Annotated in this window: 16 protein-coding genes; 9 read left to right on the plus strand and 7 right to left on the minus strand. The window is 69.5% G+C overall.

From position 1 onward, the window contains the following. Positions 1 to 100 precede the first annotated feature (100 nt). On the minus strand, positions 101 to 1,462 hold the full coding sequence (locus ACTHL4_RS02555) for an MFS transporter (RefSeq protein WP_440281168.1): 1,362 nt from the start codon (positions 1,460 to 1,462) through the stop codon (positions 101 to 103). A gap of 122 nt (positions 1,463 to 1,584) precedes the next feature. Between ACTHL4_RS02555 and ACTHL4_RS02560 the strand changes: the two genes are divergently transcribed. After that, positions 1,585 to 2,388, plus strand: a complete 804-nt coding sequence (locus ACTHL4_RS02560; RefSeq protein WP_440281169.1) for a class I SAM-dependent methyltransferase — start codon at positions 1,585 to 1,587, stop codon at positions 2,386 to 2,388. A 71-nt stretch (positions 2,389 to 2,459) separates the two neighbouring features. Beyond that, a complete protein-coding gene (locus ACTHL4_RS02565) occupies positions 2,460 to 2,807 on the plus strand; it encodes a hypothetical protein (RefSeq protein WP_440281170.1) in 348 nt (115 codons plus the stop codon). On the opposite strand, the gene ACTHL4_RS02570 is transcribed toward ACTHL4_RS02565, so the two are convergent. From ACTHL4_RS02570 to ACTHL4_RS02580, 3 genes are all read right to left on the minus strand, one after another. Next, entirely contained in the window at positions 2,693 to 3,955 is a 1,263-nt protein-coding gene (locus tag ACTHL4_RS02570) for a hypothetical protein (protein ID WP_440281171.1), read from the minus strand. The two genes, ACTHL4_RS02565 and ACTHL4_RS02570, sit on opposite strands and share 115 nt — an antisense overlap. A gap of 131 nt (positions 3,956 to 4,086) precedes the next feature. Continuing rightward, positions 4,087 to 5,319 carry a S53 family peptidase gene (locus tag ACTHL4_RS02575; protein WP_440281172.1) on the minus strand — a complete coding sequence of 411 codons (1,233 nt, stop codon included), beginning with the start codon at positions 5,317 to 5,319 and terminating at the stop codon, positions 4,087 to 4,089. 159 nt (positions 5,320 to 5,478) lie between these two features. Further along, positions 5,479 to 5,835: a DUF488 domain-containing protein gene (locus ACTHL4_RS02580; RefSeq protein WP_440281173.1), complete on the minus strand. Its 357-nt coding sequence runs from the start codon at positions 5,833 to 5,835 to the stop codon at positions 5,479 to 5,481. A 228-nt stretch (positions 5,836 to 6,063) separates the two neighbouring features. Here ACTHL4_RS02580 and ACTHL4_RS02585 point away from each other — a divergent pair, with 228 nt between their 5' ends. Continuing rightward, positions 6,064 to 6,546, plus strand: coding sequence for a PH domain-containing protein (locus ACTHL4_RS02585; RefSeq protein ID WP_440281174.1), 483 nt, complete (start codon positions 6,064 to 6,066; stop codon positions 6,544 to 6,546). Positions 6,547 to 6,689: 143 nt separating this feature from the next. Beyond that, a complete protein-coding gene (locus tag ACTHL4_RS02590) occupies positions 6,690 to 8,231 on the plus strand; it encodes a PH domain-containing protein (RefSeq protein ID WP_440281175.1) in 1,542 nt (513 codons plus the stop codon). 4 nt (positions 8,232 to 8,235) lie between these two features. Here the strand turns inward: ACTHL4_RS02590 and ACTHL4_RS02595 are convergent, their stop codons facing one another. Then, positions 8,236 to 9,900 carry a dolichyl-phosphate-mannose--protein mannosyltransferase gene (locus ACTHL4_RS02595; protein WP_440281176.1) on the minus strand — a complete coding sequence of 555 codons (1,665 nt, stop codon included), beginning with the start codon at positions 9,898 to 9,900 and terminating at the stop codon, positions 8,236 to 8,238. Between the two features lie 99 nt (positions 9,901 to 9,999). On the opposite strand from ACTHL4_RS02595, the gene rsmI reads away from it, so the two are divergent. Both rsmI and ACTHL4_RS02605 read left to right on the plus strand, forming a co-directional pair. Next, positions 10,000 to 10,830: a 16S rRNA (cytidine(1402)-2'-O)-methyltransferase gene (gene rsmI, locus ACTHL4_RS02600; protein WP_440281177.1), complete on the plus strand. Its 831-nt coding sequence runs from the start codon at positions 10,000 to 10,002 to the stop codon at positions 10,828 to 10,830. Beyond that, entirely contained in the window at positions 10,805 to 12,262 is a 1,458-nt protein-coding gene (locus ACTHL4_RS02605; protein WP_440281178.1) for a DUF2079 domain-containing protein, read from the plus strand. Before rsmI ends, ACTHL4_RS02605 begins: the two co-directional genes overlap by 26 nt. 6 nt (positions 12,263 to 12,268) lie before the next feature. Here the strand turns inward: ACTHL4_RS02605 and ACTHL4_RS02610 are convergent, their stop codons facing one another. Both ACTHL4_RS02610 and ACTHL4_RS02615 read right to left on the minus strand, forming a co-directional pair. After that, on the minus strand, positions 12,269 to 12,634 hold the full coding sequence (locus tag ACTHL4_RS02610; RefSeq protein ID WP_440281179.1) for a DUF3592 domain-containing protein: 366 nt from the start codon (positions 12,632 to 12,634) through the stop codon (positions 12,269 to 12,271). Then, entirely contained in the window at positions 12,615 to 13,214 is a 600-nt protein-coding gene (locus tag ACTHL4_RS02615) for a DUF4126 domain-containing protein (RefSeq protein ID WP_440281180.1), read from the minus strand. The genes ACTHL4_RS02610 and ACTHL4_RS02615 overlap by 20 nt, the downstream gene beginning before the upstream one ends. 111 nt (positions 13,215 to 13,325) lie before the next feature. On the opposite strand from ACTHL4_RS02615, the gene metG reads away from it, so the two are divergent. The 3 genes from metG (at position 13,326) to ACTHL4_RS02630 (ending at position 17,242) form a co-directional block, all read left to right on the plus strand. Beyond that, the gene (gene metG, locus ACTHL4_RS02620) at positions 13,326 to 15,107 is read left to right on the plus strand and encodes a methionine--tRNA ligase (protein WP_440281181.1); all 1,782 of its coding nucleotides are present in this window, start codon (positions 13,326 to 13,328) and stop codon (positions 15,105 to 15,107) included. Between the two features lie 125 nt (positions 15,108 to 15,232). Continuing rightward, the gene (locus tag ACTHL4_RS02625) at positions 15,233 to 16,102 is read left to right on the plus strand and encodes a TatD family hydrolase (RefSeq protein ID WP_440281201.1); all 870 of its coding nucleotides are present in this window, start codon (positions 15,233 to 15,235) and stop codon (positions 16,100 to 16,102) included. Positions 16,103 to 16,369: 267 nt separating this feature from the next. Then, entirely contained in the window at positions 16,370 to 17,242 is an 873-nt protein-coding gene (locus ACTHL4_RS02630; protein WP_440281182.1) for a transglycosylase family protein, read from the plus strand. Positions 17,243 to 17,357 lie beyond the last annotated feature (115 nt).

Below are 17,357 nucleotides of genomic sequence, written 5' to 3' on the forward strand. Positions count from 1 at the left end.
ACTTGATTTGGTCTGGGGTTCGAACCCCCTATGCCCCCCCACAACCGCCGGGGGCCGCACCTCGCCACGTTGGCCGCCCCGCTGTGTGTCGCGCGTCGGCTCAGCGCTGGCCGGTGAGACGCGTGGTGGTGGCCAGCCAGGCCCGCATGGTCGCAGCGCGCAGCCGGAGCCGGTCGCGGACCTCGATGCCGGCCACCCGGGCCAGCTGGCGGCTGACCAGCACGGCGGCCGCACCGATCACCACGGTCCCGGCGAGCAGGCCCAGGGCGGCGCCGCCGGCCTGGTCGAGCAGGCCGACGACGGGTCCGCCGACTGCTGCCGAGCCCAGCGTGACGAGCATGTAGACGCCCAGCACGCGACCGCGCATCGAGTCGCCGGAGGCGAGTTGGATCGAGGTGTTCGTCGCGATCAGGAACGGCATACCGATGGCGCCGATGAGGACGAACGCGGCACCGACGGTCACCATGTTCGGCATGAAGGCCGCCAGCAGCTGCCCGGCCGCCAGGCCCGCGGCCAGCGCCGCGATGTGCCGCAGCCGCGATCCCGGCCACTTGGCGGAGGCGAGCGCGCCGATCAGTGAACCGAGGGCCAGGGAGATCGTCAGGAACCCGTAGCCGCCGGCGTCCAGGTGCAGGTCCTTGGCGAACGCCGTCAGCGTGACGGCGAAGTTGGTGGTGAAGAAGGCGCACACGCCGGCCAGCACGATCGGCCACAGCAGCACCGGGCGGTGCACGATCTCGGCCAGCGCCATACATTGTTGTCCCCTGGCCCGGACCAGCCGCGGCACGGTGCGCAGCTCGGCGGTGCGGATCGCCAGGAACGCGGCGAACACGATGACGTACCAAGCACCGGTCGCGAGGAACGCGTAACCGGTGCCGACCGCGGTGATCAGCCCGCTCGACACCGCCGGGCCGGCGAGTGCACCCAGTTGGAAGATCGCCGAGTTGAGGCTCACCGCGTTGCGCAGCTTCTCCGGGCCGACGATCTCGTGGATGAATGCCGAGCGGGTCGGGTTGTCGAAGCAGGCGGCGGTGCCGGTGAGGAAGGCGATCACCAGCACGTGCCACAGCTGGACGGTGCCGGTCACGCAGAGCACCCCGAGCACGGCGGCACACAACCCGAGCGTCGACACGGTGCCCATCAGCACGTGCCGTTTGTCGAAGCGGTCCGCCACCAGTCCGGCGGACATCCCGAAGATCAGCGTCGGCACGAACTGCATGGCGGTCGCGACACCGACGACGAACGCGTTGTGCGTCAGGGTCAGCACCAGCCAGTCCTGTGCCACGCGTTGCGTCCACAGTCCGGAGGTGGACGCGGCCTGACCGAAGACGAACCAGCGGAAGTTGCGGTTGCGCAGGGACGCGAACAACCCGTCCTGCTGTCGTCGGTCGTGGGCTGCGGGGGGCAGGTGCTCGCGGGGTGAGGAGGTGCGGTTGGCCGTCTGCGGTGGTGTGGTTGGCACGGTTCTTCCGGTATCGGGGGAGTCAGGGGCGCCGGGGACGCGACCCTCCTGCCATTATCGCGCGGGGCAGGACGTCACGTGCGCCCTGTCTCCACCCGGTCGTCGCGGAGTAGCGTCTGTCCATGGCGAAGGGTGACGCCGCATTCGTCGGGTCCATTCCGGCGACGTACGAGCGGTTGCTCGTGCCGCTGATCTTCGCCGAGCCCGCCCGCCGGCTGGCTTCTGCAGTGCTGGCCACCGCACCGCGCGACATACTCGAAACGTGTGCCGGCACAGGCGTACTCACCCGCCAGCTCGTGGCGGCCGGCGACGCCTATGTCACGGCGACCGATCTGAACGCGCCGATGTTGCGCACCGCGCTGCAGCTGTGCCGCTCCGACCACGTCACCTGGCAGGTCGCGGACGCACTCGAGCTGCCCTTCGGTGCGCGCTCCTTCGATGCGGTCGCGTGCCAGTTCGGTGCGATGTTCTTCCCGGACAAGCCGCGTGGCTTCGCCGAGTCGCTCCGTGTGCTGCGGCCCGGTGGCACGTTCTGCTGCACCGTGTGGGACCGGATCGAGGCCAGCCCGTCGTGGCGGATCGTCGATGACGCGGTCAACGCCGCCGCCGGCGAGGTGCCGGTGCAGTTCCTGCGGCGGGTTCCCTACGCCTACTTCGACCCGGACCAGGTCCGGCAGCACCTGCGGATCGCCGGATTCGACGACATCGCGGTGGAGACGCTCAGCGCCACGAGCCGGTCCACACCGGAAGAGACCGCCGAGGCGATCTGTCACGGCACACCGCTGCGCATGGCACTCGCCGCGCACCCGACGCTCGGGATCGAGCGGGCGACCGAGGTCGCGGCGCACGCACTGCGCGAGGAGTATGGCGACGGTGTGTTCGACGCCCCCATCGGGTGGCTGCAGGTGGTCGCCCGGAAGTCTTGACTGTGACGTCACGTCACAGTCGATGATCGAGGTATGCGCTGGTCGCCGCCTTCGCGGCACGCACCCGGCTGTTGATCCTGGACGAGCCCACCTCCGGCCTGGACCCGTTGAGGGAGCGCACCATCATCAAGGACGGTCGGCTGGTGGAGACCGGTGAGCTGTCGCAGCTCCGGCACCTGGCCGCTTCCACGATCAGCGCGGTGCTGGCGACGCAGGACTCGGCCCGGCTCGTCACCGAGCTGAACGAGCAGCTCGGAGCACCGCAATGGCTCGATGACGCAGGTGTTTTCGCGCATGTGCCGGACTACGCGGGCGGCTCCCGACCGACCATGGGCGCGATGGTGTTGATCGGCTGTTTCGCTGTGGCGGTTGCGCTCGGTGTATGGCGCCGTGGGCGGCGTGAGCTGGACGCGGGGTAATCCGGTGTCTCGTCGGACCAGCCGTCAGCGCCGACGATCGCGGCGAGTCCGACGGTCAGGCCGATGAGCCGGATGCTCGCGGACCCGGTCGGCTGTCCGAGTGCGGACAGTGCGGCTGCGAGTGCCGTCCACGAGCACGTGAGACCGGTCAGGATCGGCAGCCGGCGTCGGCGCGCCAGGTCGGCGATCGCGGCAGCCACCGCCAGACCCGCTGCGTAGTAGAGGTAGGTCTGCGGATCCAGCAGCAGACGCACCGACAACACTGCGAACGGCACACTCAGCCAGCGGCCACGGTGTGCCAGCCACGCCGCGAGTGCGGCACCCACCACCAACTGGAGCGGCCGGTCCCACGCCGGGGTGGTCAGCGCGGAGGACCCGAGCAGCCGCAGCACGGAGTTGTCGGCGACGGTGATCGTGAAGTTGCCCAGGTCGAGCGTGCGCGGGTCCACGAGGACGAACGGAATCCACGGGATCGCCACAGCTGCGCAGAACAACGCCGACGCCTTGAGGCGGCGGGGGCGCGGCGCCGCCAGCAACAACATCGCCATCGGCAGGATCCAGGGCTTCGCTCCGGTGGCACCGGCCAGCAGCAGTGCGGCGGCGGTCCAGTGCTGCCGGCGGGCGGTCGCCACGGCGGCCGTGAGGAGGAACAGCGCCAGCGCGTCGTCGAGATGGCCGTAGTGGACGGCCAGCACCAGCCACAACGGAGACAGCAGGAAGCCGTAGATCAGTGCTCCGGCCAGTGGCAGCCGTCGCCCGGTCTGGCCACGACTGAGGTCGGTGAGCAGCGTGGCGCACCCGAGACCGAGGGCGAGCATCAGCAGACAGGCGAGCGCGTCGGCGGCAGCGGCGGGTACGGCGACGAGAGCCGCCGATGCCGCCATGGTGAGTGGGCCGAACTGCAATTCAGGATGGTGCGCGTAGACGTGGAATCCACCGTGCCCGAGCACTGTCCGGCCGGCGGTGGCGAAGTAGTGCCAGGAGTACATGCCGTGGCGGGCGGCGAGCAGACCGGACAGGACAACCCAGAGGGTCAGGCCGCCGACGAGCCAACGCGTCGGTGACGGCCGGACCCGGCCGGAACGAGCCGGCGGTGGAGCGGCCCGCGCGGTGTGCACGGGCAGCTCCCAGGTGGTGTCGGTGGTCATCACGCTCGAGCGTGCCGTCCCAACCTGGGAGGTCGCGCAGAAGTTACTGAGGAAGCCGCTGTCGGCCACGCACGAGACCTCTGCCGCGCGGTGCGGCAGAGGTCTCCTCGTGCTGGGTCAGGGACTGGCGATCAGAACGCCGCAGTGCCGTTCGGTGTGCCCAGGCCGGTCGGGCCGTCCCAGCCGACGCCGGCGTTGGACCAGTACTGGTTGCTGCCGTTGCTGCCGGTGGTCACGTCGAACAGCGCCGACGGGTTGGCATAGGGCTTGGTGTTGGCGTAGCCGCTGGTGTTGCCGGACAAGGCGTAGACCGAGGCGACGAGCGGTGAGGACAGGGATGTGCCGCCGTACTGCGCCCACGAAGAGCTGCGCGAGGATGTCGGCGCGTAGACCGCCAGACCGGTGTTGGGGTCCGCGACCGCCGACACGTCGGCCATCGCACGACCTGCGCAGTGGGTGGCCGAGGGGTCCTGGCCGGCAGGTGCGACGTTGGAGGTGCTGCAGCCGGATCCCGCTCCGCTCCAAGCACTCTCGGTCCAGCCACGGGAGTTGGACGCGGTGGACAACGAGGTGCCGCCGACGGCGGTCACGTAGTGCGAGGAGGCCGGGAAGCTGGCACCCTGGTAGCCGTTGTCCCCGGTGGACGCGGTGACCGCGATGCCCGGGTGGTTGTAGTAGCTGCCGTAGGTCGAGTCGGGTGCGTCGCCGCCTCCGTAGGAGTTGGAGATGGCCACGACGCCGGGCACCTTCGCGGCCTGGTTGACGGCCGCGCCGAGGTCGGCGAAGGATGCCGACTTCGCTTGCACCAGAACGATCTTGCAGTCCGGGCACGCGGCCGACACGGCGTCGAGGTCGAGTGCCTGCTCCTGCGACCAGCCGACGTCGGTCCGCGGCAGGCTGCTGGTGCTGCCGGTCTGGCTCATGATCGTCAGGCAGCCGTTGGCCTTCGTGCAGGACGGCAGCCCGAACTGCGAGCGGTAGACGCCCAGGTCCCGCTCGGCGTTCGGGTAGCCGTACGCGTCGACGATGGCCACCGTGCGGCCACCGGACTTCAGCCCGGACAGCTTGTAGGCGCTCTGGATGTCGGTGGGCGTCTTGCCCGAGATGGCTGACGGCTTCACCGGTTTGCCGTATGCCGCCGCCGCGGGCTGCAGACGGCCGCTGCTGCCGACGTTCTGACCCGCGCTGTTGACCAGGTGCACGGCGTCGCAGGACGCCTGGCCGGCCTTCGCGGTGGCGCACGAGTGCACCGCGTGCACGCCGGCACCGTGGCCTGTCGTCGCATTCGCAGCGGGAACCATGCCGCCGACCGCGCCGGCCGAGGCGGCCAGGCTGATAGCGGCGAGCAGGGAGAATTTGCGCATCTGAAACTCCTCAGGGGGACGTGCCGATCAGGATCTGTCTGTCGGCGACGGCTGAGTGTGCTGCCGCTGCGAAGCCGAGCGCAATAGTCCTGGGGATTTCTGGTCGATTCTTGACCGAAAGCTGACTGTTGCGGGGTGCTTGTCGTCGGGTTCCGTTGTCTAGGAAAGAATTTCAGCGAGGACGGTGGCTTCGCTGATGTCGTCGCGTTTGGCGGCGGTGAGCAGTGTCAGCGTGCCGGACGCGGCAACCGTGCGCAGGGCTTCGAGCGCATCGGCGCGTTCCGGGTCCTGCAGTTCGGTGCGGTAGCGCTCGGCGAACTCCTCGAACTTCTCGGGGTCGTGGGCGTACCACCTGCGCAGCTCGGGCGACGGCGACACCTGCTTGCACCAGTCGTCGAGCTGAGCCTTCTGCTTGCTGAGGCCTCGGGGCCACAGTCGATCGACCAGCACGCGCGTGCCGTCGGAGGGTTCGGGAGCGTCATACACCCTGCGGACCTGGACCCGGTGCCTGCTCATGGGGCCCATGATGGGACGCCGGCCGGGGGCCTGCAACGGGGGGAGCGCCGGCCGCGGTATGCCGATCGCGGTGTATGGCGCGCGATGGGCATACTCCGGATCCGGTCAGAGGCTGGCGGTATGCCGATCGCGGTGTATGGCGCGCGATGGGCATACTCCGGATCCGGTCAGAGGCCGGCAGTATGCCGATCGCGGTGCCCGGCACCGTCCGCATGAGAAGGTCGGAGCATGGACCTGCGCCCACCCGCCGAACTGGTGTCCGCTCGTGCACGGACGATGTGGGCGGTGGAGGGCGTCGTCCTGACCGTCGTGCTGCTCGTCGCCGGTGGCTGTGCATGGTACTTCCTCGACCCGTCAGCACTCTGGAAAGTGCTCGGGATCGTCCTGATTGCAGTGGTTTTCATCGGTGATGCGCTGATCGCGCCGTTGCTGCGCTACCGCATCCACCGGTGGGAGGTGACCGAGGACGCCGTCTACACCCAGCGCGGACTGTTGACCATCGAGCAGCGGATCGCCCCGATCTCCCGGGTGCAGACCGTCGACAGTGAGCGCGGCGTGTTGGAGCGCATCTTCCGGCTCAGTTCGGTGACGGTGACGACCGCCTCGGCGAAGGGCGAACTGCGGATCGAGGGTCTGGACGCCGGCGTCGCGGAACGGATCGTGCACGAACTGACCGTGGTCACGGCCGCGAGTGACGGAGATGCGACGTGACGGACGAGGAAGAGCGTGCCGAAGTCTGCCCTGGGGAAGGTTTGGTACGGGATTCCGGGCCGGAGCGTGCCGAAGTCTGCCCTGGGGAGGGTTTGGTACGGGGACCGGGTCGGGAGGGTGCCGAAGTCTGCCCTGGGGAGGGTTTGGTACGCCGGCAGCACGACGGCGGCGCCGGCGAGCACGGTGACGGCTGGCATCGGCTGAGCCCCCGGATGTTGCTGATCCATCCGATCAAGGAGGTCGGGCGGTTCCTGCCGGCGCTGATCGCCATCGTCGTCGCCGGATCGACAGGTGGCCAGAACTGGTGGGGACTCGCGGCAGCGGGCGGTGCCATCGGTGTCGGCATCCTGCGGTGGTTCAGCACCCGCTACCGTTTCGCGCCCGATCAGGTCCAGCTCCGGCGCGGCGTGGTCAGCACCACCACCGTGTCGGCGCCGATCGACCGAGTGCGGTCGGTGGACGTGACGGCGTCGGTGATGCATCGCGCGCTCGGTCTTGCGGAAGTGCGGATCGGCACCGGTGCCGGCGAAAAGTCTTTGAAACTGGACGGTCTGACCATGGCGGAAGCTGCCGCGCTGCGTGGCGACCTCTTGCACCGCGCCGCTCAGGTCTCGCCCGAAACATCGGCGCACGAAGCGCCCGGATCGACCGGCGACGCCGGTGACAGCGCGCGCGACACGGCGGCATACGAGACGGAAACGGTGGTTTACCAACTCGATCCGGCGTGGATCCGCTACGCACCGTTCGGCCCGGCAGGGATGATCGCGGCGCTCGCGATCGTCGGTGTCGGCTCGCAGTTCCTCAACGAGTCCGGTCTCGGGTGGGGCGAGGACGGCCTGGTCACTGGCACCGCCGACAGGTTGGCCAGCCTCGGTCTGGTCGCAGCCGTGCTGGCTGTGCTGGTCGTCGCGCTGCTGGTCGTCGTCGTGCTCGCCCTGCTGGGCTATCTGTTGTCCTTCCATGGCTTCCGCCTCACCCGCGACCGGCGCGGCGGCACCTACCACGTGTCGCGCGGCCTGCTGACCACCCGGGCGACGTCGCTGGAGATCCGCAGGTTGCGGGGCGTGGAGGTCCATCGCCCGCTGCCGATGCGCTGGGCCGGCGGGGCTCACCTGTCGGCGATCACCACCGGGGTCAAGGAGGATGGCCGCGGCATGAGCACCACGCTGACGCCGCCGTCGCCCGAGCCGGTGGTGGTCCGTACCGCCGGAACCGTCCTCGGCGAGGACGCCGGCGCCATACAGCTGCGACGGCACGGCGCCGCGGCGACCCGGCGGCGGTACACGCGGGCGCTGGGCGGCGCACTCGTGCCTGCGGCGGCACTGGTCGCGGCGGCGATCGGGTGGGGGCTGCCGTTCCTGGCCGCCGCCGCGGTGCTGCCGCTGGTGGCGGGCTTCGCGCTGGGACGAAGTCGCGCGCACTGGCTGGGGCACGCGGTGACCGACCGCTTCCTGGTGACGCGGTCGGGCTCGATCGGCTTGTCCACCAACGTGGTCGAGCGGCGTGGTGCCGTCGGCGTCACTGTGCGGCGGTCGTTCTTCCAGCGCCGCGCAGGGTTGGCGACGGTGAGCCTGGCGACGGCTGCGGGCACCAAGGACTACCCGGTGGTCGACCTGCCGCAGGACCAGGTCGGCAAGCTCGCCGCGCAGATCGTGCCCGGCCACGTCGAGCAATTCCTGAGGTGACCCTTCAGACCCAGCTGGGCAGCCACATTCGCCACTGCCAGTGGCTGTAGGGGATCACCTGGCCGGTCCAGATCGGCCAGAAGAAGATGAACAGCCCGACGGTGACGATGGTGAAACCGCCGACCGCGGCCTTGCCGATCATCACCCGCTGCTCGCTCGCCCCGGGTCTGCCGAGCAGCAGGCCGAGAACGAACACACACGCCAGCACCATGTATGGCGCGAAGGCGACCGAGTAGAAGGTGAAGATCGTGCGGTTCTGGTAGAGGAACCACGGTAGCCAACCCGCCGCGACGCCGGCCAGGATGCCACCGGCGCGCCAGTCGCGGCGCAGCAGCCAGTAGAACAGGAGCACCGCGAGTGCGATGGTGCCCAGCCACCAGATGCTGACCGTGCCGAGGGAGGTGATGGCCTTGCTGCACTGGGCGACGTGGCAGCCGGGGTCGCCCTGCTTCGGGCCCTCGTAGAAGAAGGACGTCGGCCGGGTCTGCAGCGACCACGACCAGGGGTTGGACATGTAGGGATGGAAGGAGGTGATGTCCGAGGCGGACTGGAACATCTGGGAGTTGTATTCCCACAGCGACCGCAGCCAGTCCGGCATCCAGGAGAAGAGCGAACTGTCCGGGGAGAACCCGGAGTGCTGGGTGGCCGGGTTGTCGGCGGCCCACTGTCGGTCGTAGGCGTCGTTGCTGGCGATCCAGCCGAACCAGCTGGTCAGATAGACCCCGAGCGAGAGCAGCAGCACGCTGACGCAGGCCGGCAACGCGTCCTTGACGAAGGTCGCCGACCAGTAGCGGCGCACGCCGACCGCCCGTCGCGCGCCCAGGTCCCACAAGCAGGTCATCAGCCCGAACACCGCCAGGAAGTACAGGCCCGACCACTTCGTCGCGATGTCGATGCCCAGGCACAGCCCGGCCACCCACCGCCACGGTCGCCAGCCCAGCCACGGGCCGCCGAGCGATGCCTTCTCCCACGTGCCGGCGGTCTGCATCGCAGCCACCTTGTCGGCCAGGATGCGGCGGGTCCGGGTGCGGTCGGCCAGCAGTGCGGTGAACGCGGCCAGCGCCCAGAACATCACCATGATGTCGAGGATCGCCGTCCGGGACATCACGAACTCGGTGCCCTCGAAACAGAGCAGGATCGACGCCAGCGTGGCCAGCACCGGCGACCGGAACAGATGCCACGCCGCGCGGCCCACCAGGTAGATGCCCAGGGTGCCGAACAGTGCGACGGCGAACCGCCAGCCGAACGACGACTCGATCCCGAAGATCTTCTCCCCGAAGCCGATGAACCACTTGCCCAGCGGCGGATGGACCACGAAGTCGGCCTGTGCGCCATACACATGGGGGTTGCCCATGGTGAAGAGGCCGTCGGGGTTGTTGGTGATGCCGGTCGACTTGTCCTGTTTGCGTTCGAAGCCGTAGAGCAGCATCGACCAGCCTTCTTTGACGTAATACGTCTCATCGAAGACCAGTTGGTGCGGGCGGCCGACGTTCCACAAGCGGATGATGCCGCCGATGACGGTGACGATGGCGGGACCGAGGAACGCCCAGAGTTTCGCCTCGGCGGTGCGCGGCGCGCCGAGCAGACGACGGCGCAGCACGGCGCGGCGGTTCGCCACCGGGTCGTCCGCGGCGCTGTCGGCCGTGTCCGGTGCCAACGTGATCGTCACGCTCCTGCCCCCTTTCGCGTCGCCGGTCGCGGGTCACAGTAACCGAGGCAGCTACGTGCCCGGGCGGCGCCGGGCGTATGCCGTGCGAGACTGCCCACCATGACTGACGGTGTGCTGGTGCTGGCCGCGACACCCATCGGCGATTCGCGGGACGCCGCCCCGCGACTGGCGGCGGAGTTGGCCGGTGCCGACGTCGTCGCCGCCGAGGACACCCGCCGGCTGCGGCGGCTGCTGGACGAACTCGGCGTGACACCCCGGGGCAGCGTCGTCAGCTACCACGAGCACAACGAACGGGCACGCACCCCGGAGCTGCTGGAGCAGTTGCGCGCGGGTGCCCGCATCGTGCTGGTCACCGATGCCGGTATGCCGTCGGTCTCCGACCCGGGATACCGGCTGTCCAACGCGTGCGTCGCGGCCGGCATCCGGGTCACCTGCGTGCCTGGTCCGTCGGCGGTGTTGATGGCGCTGGCGGTCTCGGGGCTGCCGACCGACCGCTTCTGCTTCGAGGGGTTCCTGCCGCGCAAGGCCGGCGAACGCGCCCGGCGACTCGCCGCACTCGCCGGTGAGCAGCGCACCATGGTCTTCTTCGAGGCGCCGCACCGGCTGGCCGAGATGCTGACCGCGATGGCGGAGGCCTTCGGCGGGGACCGGATCGCCGCCGTGTGCCGGGAGCTGACCAAGACCTACGAGGAGGTCCGGCGCGACAGGTTGGCGGCCCTCGCCGAGTGGGCGCTCGAGGGTGCCCGGGGCGAGATCACCGTGGTGGTCTCGGGTGCGCCGGCCGTCAGTGCGTCGATCGAGGACGTGCTGCCCGTCATACAGCAGCGGGTCGCGGCCGGTGAGCGGCTCAAGACGGTGTGTGCCGAAATGGCCGAGCACACCGGCCTGTCCAAGAAGGCGTTGTATGACGCAGCTCTCGCCGCGCGCTGAGTCGGCCGCGGGCAGCCCGCGCCGGCAGGCGTGGCTGCTCGGTGCGGCCTCCGCTGCCGTGGCGACGGTCTTCTTCGCGGTGCTCGCGCTCGGACGGTGGAATGCCGGCAACAGCGCCGACTACGACCTGGGCATCTTCGCCCAGGGCGCCGACGCGTGGTCGCGAGGGCACTGGCCGGTCTCGCACATCCGCGGATTGTCGCTGCTCGGCGACCACTTCAGCCCGCTGCTGGCGACCTGGGGAGTGGTGTGGCGGATCTGGCCGACACCGCCCGCGCTGCTGATCACCCAGTCGGTGCTGTTGGGCGCCGCGCTCGGGGTCATGGTCGGCTACGCCCGGCGGCGGGCCGGGTGGAAGGTCGCCGTGCTGATCGCCGTCGTCGGGATTTTCTCCCGCGCCGTGCTGACCACGGCGATGTTCGACGTGCACGAGGTCGCGTATGCCGCGATCGGTCTGGCAGTGCTGTGTATCGCGTTGCTGCAGCACCGTTTCGGGTGGGCGGTGGCGGCGTCGGTATGGCTGCTGCTGACCAAGGAGGACCTCGGTCTGACGGTCTTCGCGGCGGGGTTCTGCTGGTGGTGGATGTATCGGGCCGACGGCTGGCGCCGGCCGCTGATCCTCGCCGGCCTCGGCGTCGCCGGCGTGCTCGTCGCGATGGTGGTGCTCGGCGCCTTCGCACCGGGAAGCGGCACCGGTTACCTCGCCTACTTCGGCATCGGCACGAGCAACAAGCTGCCCGTCCCGGAGGACCACAGCCTCAGCCCGCAGCGCCTGCTGCCGGTGCTGATGTATGTCGTGCTCGCCCTGGTGATCGGCGTCCGCTCGAAGCTGACGGTGCTCGCGGTGCCGACGCTGCTGTGGCGCGCGGTCTCGTCCAACATCCACTACTGGGCACTGGACTTCCACTACGACGTCATCCTCTGGCCGATCGGGTTGCTGGCCTTCGTCGACACCGTCGGTCGAGTGCAGCTGCCCGCTGGTCGAGTGCCGCGAGGTACGGGCGGTGTATCGAGACCCGGGGTTCACCCGTGGGAGAAGGCCGCGGTGGGCATCGCGGTGCTCGCCGGCTTCGCGCTCGCGGTGTCCGAGATGGCTGACCGGTCGGTGGCGCCGTCGTCGCTGTTCCGCACCGCGCCGGTCGTGCGCAACATCCGGTTGCTGGCCGCCGATCACCTGCCGAAGGACGCACGGGTCGCCACCCAGGCCGACGTCGGTGCCTACCTGGTGCCGGCATACGACGCCTACTCGCTGCGCCCCGATCAGCACCCGTCGGTCGACTACGTGATGTTCACCAGCAAACCGAAGTGGACCTACCAGGTGCCGGTCTGCGCACGGGAGAAGCTGGTTCGCGAAGCGGCACAGGTATGGCGCCGCGGCACCGTCACGCTGGTGCAGCTCCCGCACCGGCAGCGTGTCACGCCGACCTGCTGAGGCGCGTCACCGCTGACCGCAGAGGTCGTCCTGCGGCAATCGGAGGGAAGCGTCGGTCGGGTCGCCCGGCTGGTAGCACACCCACACGACCCGTCCCTGCTGCCGGAAGGCGCTCGTGCCGACGGATCCGGTGATGGTGTGGGCCGTGCCGTCGATGCGATAGCGGGCCGTCACGTCGGTCTCGCCGTTGCCGGCCGAATGCTGTGACACGACGGTCGCCGGCGCCATACCCGGACGTGCCGGGCCGGACGGTCCCCGGCCCTGCCACCACTGCAACACCAGCAGCACGGCGGCGACGAGCACCACCAGCGCGATGGCCTTCTCCCACCAGGAGGACAGGAAGCCCGGCCGGTCAGGTGACGTGCTCGGCATCCCGCCTCCTTCGCGCGAAGCCGCGCATCCGTCGGGCCCATGCCCACAGCGCCCAGGCAAGCACCACCAGCGCGACGACCACCAGCGCGGGCACGAAGACAGCGATCAGGGACAGGCCGAGCGACGACACGTCCTCCACCGTGGAGACGACCGGCGCGCCGAATCCCGCGGTGCCCAGGTTGACCGCCGGTCGCGCGCTCGACTTGCCCGCGTGCACCACACCGGCGACGACCAGGCCGCCGACGAAGGCGATCCACTCGTGGTCCCGCAGGAACGAGGAGTGGTCCAGCGCACTCGCCGACTGGGTGGCGGCAGCGACGAGACCGCCGGTCGCCGGACGGATGACGGTGCCGGCGACGTCGTTGATGCTGTCGACCACCGGGATCTTGTCCAGCACCAGCTCGCTGATCAGCAGGACGGCGCCGATGCCGAGTGCCCACCACGACTCGATCCACTGCCAGCCGCCCGGGAGATCGATCACGCCGGTGAACCGCGCGAGCAGCCCGACGATGAGGAACGGGATGTAGGCGTTCAGTCCCGCGGCCGCCGACAACCCGGCTCCGGTGAGCACCGCGAACATCCCACACCTCCCGTCGATGCTGTGCGTACTGCGCAGGATCGTGTCAGTGCCTGGTCGCGCGTGCAAACGCGCGCGGTGACGAGGTTCGGGCGTTAACTAGGATGGCGGATCATGAAGGTTCTGTCTGCGCTCGCGTGGCCCTACACCAACGGGCCCCGTCACATCGGTCACGTCGCCGGATTCGGCGTTCCTGCAGATGTTTTCAGCCGTTACATGCGTATGGCGGGCCACGACGTGCTGATGGTCAGCGGCACCGATGAGCACGGCACCCCGATCCTGGTCCTCGCGGACAGAGAGGGTGTCGGCGTCCAGGAGATCGTCGACAAGTACAACGCGGTCATCGCCCAGGACCTGCTCGACCTCGGGCTGTCTTACGACCTGTTCACCCGCACCACGACCCGCAACCACTACCAGGTCGTGCAGAACCTCTTCACCCAGATCCGCGCCAACGGTTACATGATCGAGCAGACGACCACGACGGCGATCAGCCCGTCGACCGGTCGCACGCTGCCGGACCGCTACCTGGAGGGCACCTGCCCGATCTGCGGATTCGCGGAGGCCCGCGGCGACCAGTGCGACAACTGCGGCAACCAGTTGGACCCGTCCGACCTGATCGATGCGCGGTCCAAGATCAACGGCGAGGTGCCGCAGTTCGTCGAGACCGAGCACTTCTTCCTCGACCTGCCGGCGCTGGCCGGCGCGTTCCAGCAGTGGCTGGACGAGGTCGACGCGACCGGCACGTGGCGGCCCGGGGTGATCAACTTCGTCAAGAGGCTGGCCAAGGACATGCATCCGCGGGCGATGACCCGCGACATCGACTGGGGGATCCCGATCCCGGTCGAGGGCTGGGACAGCAAGCGGTTCTACGTCTGGTTCGACGCGGTCATCGGCTACTTGTCCGCGTCGATCGAGTGGGCCCGACGTGTCGGCGAGCCCGAACGCTGGCGCGAGTGGTGGAACGACCCGGCTGCGAAGAGCTACTACTTCCAGGGCAAGGACAACATCACCTTCCACGCCCAGATCTGGCCGGCCGAACTCCTCGGCTACATGGGCAAGGGCGACAAGGGCGGTGAGCCGGGGGAGTACGGCGAACTCAACCTGCCCACCGAGGTCGTCGCCTCCGGCTTCCTCAACCTGTCCGGTGCGCAGTTCTCCACCTCACGCGGCAACGTGATCTACGTGCAGGACATGATCGCCACGTATGGCGCGGACGCGCTGCGCTACTTCATCTGCGCGGCCGGTCCGGAGACCCAGGACAGCGACTTCACCTGGGAGGAGTTCGTCAGCCGCAACAACAACGAACTCGTCGCCGGCTGGGGGAACCTGGTCAATCGCACCGCGTCGATGATCGCCAAGAACTTCGGGCAGGTCCCCTCACCGGCCGTGCTGGAGCCGATCGACGAGGAGTTGCTCGCGGCGGTCCGCGGCGGCTTCGACGCCGTCGGCGAACTGCTCGAGGCACAGCGGCAGAAGGCGGCGATCGCCGAAGTGATGCGCCTGGTCCGGACGGCGAACAAATACGTCACCGACACCGAGCCCTTCCGCCTCAAGGGCGACGATCAGCGGGAGCGACTGGCGACGGTCCTGCACACGCTGGCGCAGGCGATCACCGACCTGAACACGATGATGTCGCCGTTCCTGCCGCACAGCTCCAACAAGGTCTTCGAAACGTTCGGCGGCACCGGCGAATTCATGCCGATGCCGCGTGTGGAGCAGGTGCGCGACCTGGATGACGACAGCCGCGCCTACCCGATCATTACCGGCGAATACTCCGACACCCCGCGCTGGCGGTCCCGCCCGGTGCCGGTCGGCGCGCCGGTCGCCAAGCCGACGCCGATCTTCGCCAAGCTGGACCCGATCGACCCGGATGACCCGTTCGGTCGTGCACGCTGAGCACGACGCTGATCGAGTAGCGACGAAGGAGCGTATCGAGATCAAGTGCCGGCACTCGATCTCGATACACCTCCTCCGCTTCGCTCCCCCGGCACTCGATCAGCGTGACCGACGGCAGAGAGGACTTGTGCGTGAGCAAGGGACATCAGCGCAGCGCAGTCAGCGGACCGCAGCCGGCACCGGAGCCGCTGCCGATAGCGGTCGTCGACAACCACACGCACCTCGACATCGCCCGGCACGACGGCCCTCCGCCGGATGTCGCGGCGGCGCTGTCGCAGGCGGCTGCGGTCGGGGTCGATCGGGTGGTGCAGATCGGCTGCGAGCTGGCCGGTGCGCGCTTCACCGTGGACCAGATCGCGCAGCACCCGGGGATGCTCGGCGGTGTCGCCATACACCCCAACGAGGCCGCCGAACTCGCCGCATCCGGTGACCTGCGCGCGGCGTGGGCCGAGATCGAGCAGTTGGCCGCGCACCCGCGCATTCGAGTGATCGGCGAGACGGGGCTCGACTACTTCCGCACCGGTCCGGATGGCGTTGGTGCGCAACAGGATTCGTTCCGGTGGCACATCAATCTGGCCAAGCGCGCCGGCAAGGCGCTGCAGATCCACGATCGTGACGCGCACGAGGACGTGATGCGCATCCTCGACGAGGAAGGTGCGCCGGAAAGCACTGTGCTGCATTGCTTCTCGGGTGACATCAACCTCGCCCGTCGATGCGTGGAGCAGGGCTACCTGCTCTCCTTCTCCGGCACGGTCACCTTCAAGAACGCCCGAGACCTGCGCGATGCCCTCGCGATCGTGCCGTTGGAGCAGGTGCTGGTCGAGACGGATGCGCCCTACCTGACGCCGTCCCCGTACCGCGGCGCGTCCAACGCGCCGTACCTCATCCCGTTGACGGTCCGCGCCATGGCGGACGTGCTCGCGGTCGACGTCCCGACCCTGTGCCGGGCATTGTCGGACAACAGCGAACGCGTCTACGGTCCTTGGGTGGACTGACCGCGAGGCACCGAACGCCGGGTCGGGCCCGAGTCGCGCCCGCCGACTCTGCGGATGGCCGTGTTGCGGGAGTGCGATCCGGGTCACGCGCAAGTGTGACGTGACTATCGTTATCGAAATTTGACCTTTGCCCTGCAGGTGCGTCACGCTCGATGAGTTCAACCCGAGAGTCGGCACCCCCCCCGAACACGGCTGCGCGAGACGCGGCCGGGCGAGCCAGGCACCGCCGTTCGCCCCGCACCGACCAGCGATCCCCGCCTCATGCTGATGGCAGCGCTGCCGACGTGCGCCTCGCCGCTCGACGGACAGCCCGGCATCGGAGACCCATTGAATTACCGCACGTCCCACCGCACGCCCTACCGCCTGACCAAGACCGCAGCGATCGCGGCCGTCACCGTCGCCGCAGGGCTCGGCATCAGCGCCTGTGCCGCCGGCTCGTCCGCCGGTGCGCACACCGCCGCGATCACCACCCGCCCGACCACCTCGACCACGAGTCCGGCAGCGATGCCGTCCGTGGCGCCGTCCGCCAGGCCTTCGCACAGCACGCCGGCCGGTCATCGCGCGGTGGCCAAGAAGGTCTCGCGTGATGAGGCCCGCCCCACGGTGACCACCCGCACGGTCACCAGCACGCAGCGGGTCGGCTTCGACACGGTGCGCAAGTATGACGACTCTCTCGCCGCCGGTCGCACCCGTGTGCAACGCGCCGGTGTGCCCGGCGCTGCGACCCTCACCTGGCGCCAGCAGCTGGCCGGCCAGGTGGTCAGCCGCACGACCCTCGTCAAGCGCGTCGTGACGCGGCAGCCGGTCAGCCGGGTCCTCGTGGTCGGCACCGCGAAGGCTACGCCGGCACCCACCAGCACGCCCACCAGCACGTCACGCAGCGCCGGCGGGCTCGATCTGTCCCGCGCCGCCATGTGGGATCGCATCGCGCAGTGCGAGTCCGGTGGCAACTGGGCCACCAATACGGGCAACGGCTACTACGGCGGCCTGCAGTTCGACATCGGCACCTGGCTGAGCGCCGGTGGCGGCCGCTTCGCGTCCCGGGCCGACCTGGCCAGCCGGGCTGAGCAGATCACCGTCGCCAACCACGTCTACGCCTCGCGCGGCCTCGGCCCGTGGGGTTGCGCCGGGGCGGCCTGACGGCTCGCCGCCGCGCCGCCGACGACACACCCACACGCCGGGCCGCAGTCCTCCCAGGACTGCGGCCCGGCGTTCGTCGTGCTGTCGTGCCCACGTCTCCACCGCGAAGTCACCC

This window comes from Flexivirga sp., from assembly GCF_051955415.1.
Classification (GTDB): Bacteria; Actinomycetota; Actinomycetes; order Actinomycetales; family Dermatophilaceae; genus Flexivirga.

Bases quoted from the DNA above. Each gene is read 5' to 3' on its own strand.
- ACTHL4_RS02630 (WP_440281182.1), top strand. From the start codon at position 16,370: ATGGCAGCGCTGCCGACGTGCGCCTCGCCGCTCGACGGACAGCCCGGC.
- ACTHL4_RS02570 (WP_440281171.1), bottom strand. From the start codon at position 3,955: ATGACCACCGACACCACCTGGGAGCTGCCCGTGCACACCGCGCGGGCC.
- ACTHL4_RS02560 (WP_440281169.1), top strand. From the start codon at position 1,585: ATGGCGAAGGGTGACGCCGCATTCGTCGGGTCCATTCCGGCGACGTAC.
- metG (WP_440281181.1), top strand. From the start codon at position 13,326: ATGAAGGTTCTGTCTGCGCTCGCGTGGCCCTACACCAACGGGCCCCGT.
- ACTHL4_RS02605 (WP_440281178.1), top strand. From the start codon at position 10,805: ATGACGCAGCTCTCGCCGCGCGCTGAGTCGGCCGCGGGCAGCCCGCGC.
- ACTHL4_RS02615 (WP_440281180.1), bottom strand. From the start codon at position 13,214: ATGTTCGCGGTGCTCACCGGAGCCGGGTTGTCGGCGGCCGCGGGACTG.
- ACTHL4_RS02580 (WP_440281173.1), bottom strand. From the start codon at position 5,835: ATGAGCAGGCACCGGGTCCAGGTCCGCAGGGTGTATGACGCTCCCGAA.
- ACTHL4_RS02610 (WP_440281179.1), bottom strand. From the start codon at position 12,634: ATGCCGAGCACGTCACCTGACCGGCCGGGCTTCCTGTCCTCCTGGTGG.
- ACTHL4_RS02575 (WP_440281172.1), bottom strand. From the start codon at position 5,319: ATGCGCAAATTCTCCCTGCTCGCCGCTATCAGCCTGGCCGCCTCGGCC.
- rsmI (WP_440281177.1), top strand. From the start codon at position 10,000: ATGACTGACGGTGTGCTGGTGCTGGCCGCGACACCCATCGGCGATTCG.
- ACTHL4_RS02585 (WP_440281174.1), top strand. From the start codon at position 6,064: ATGGACCTGCGCCCACCCGCCGAACTGGTGTCCGCTCGTGCACGGACG.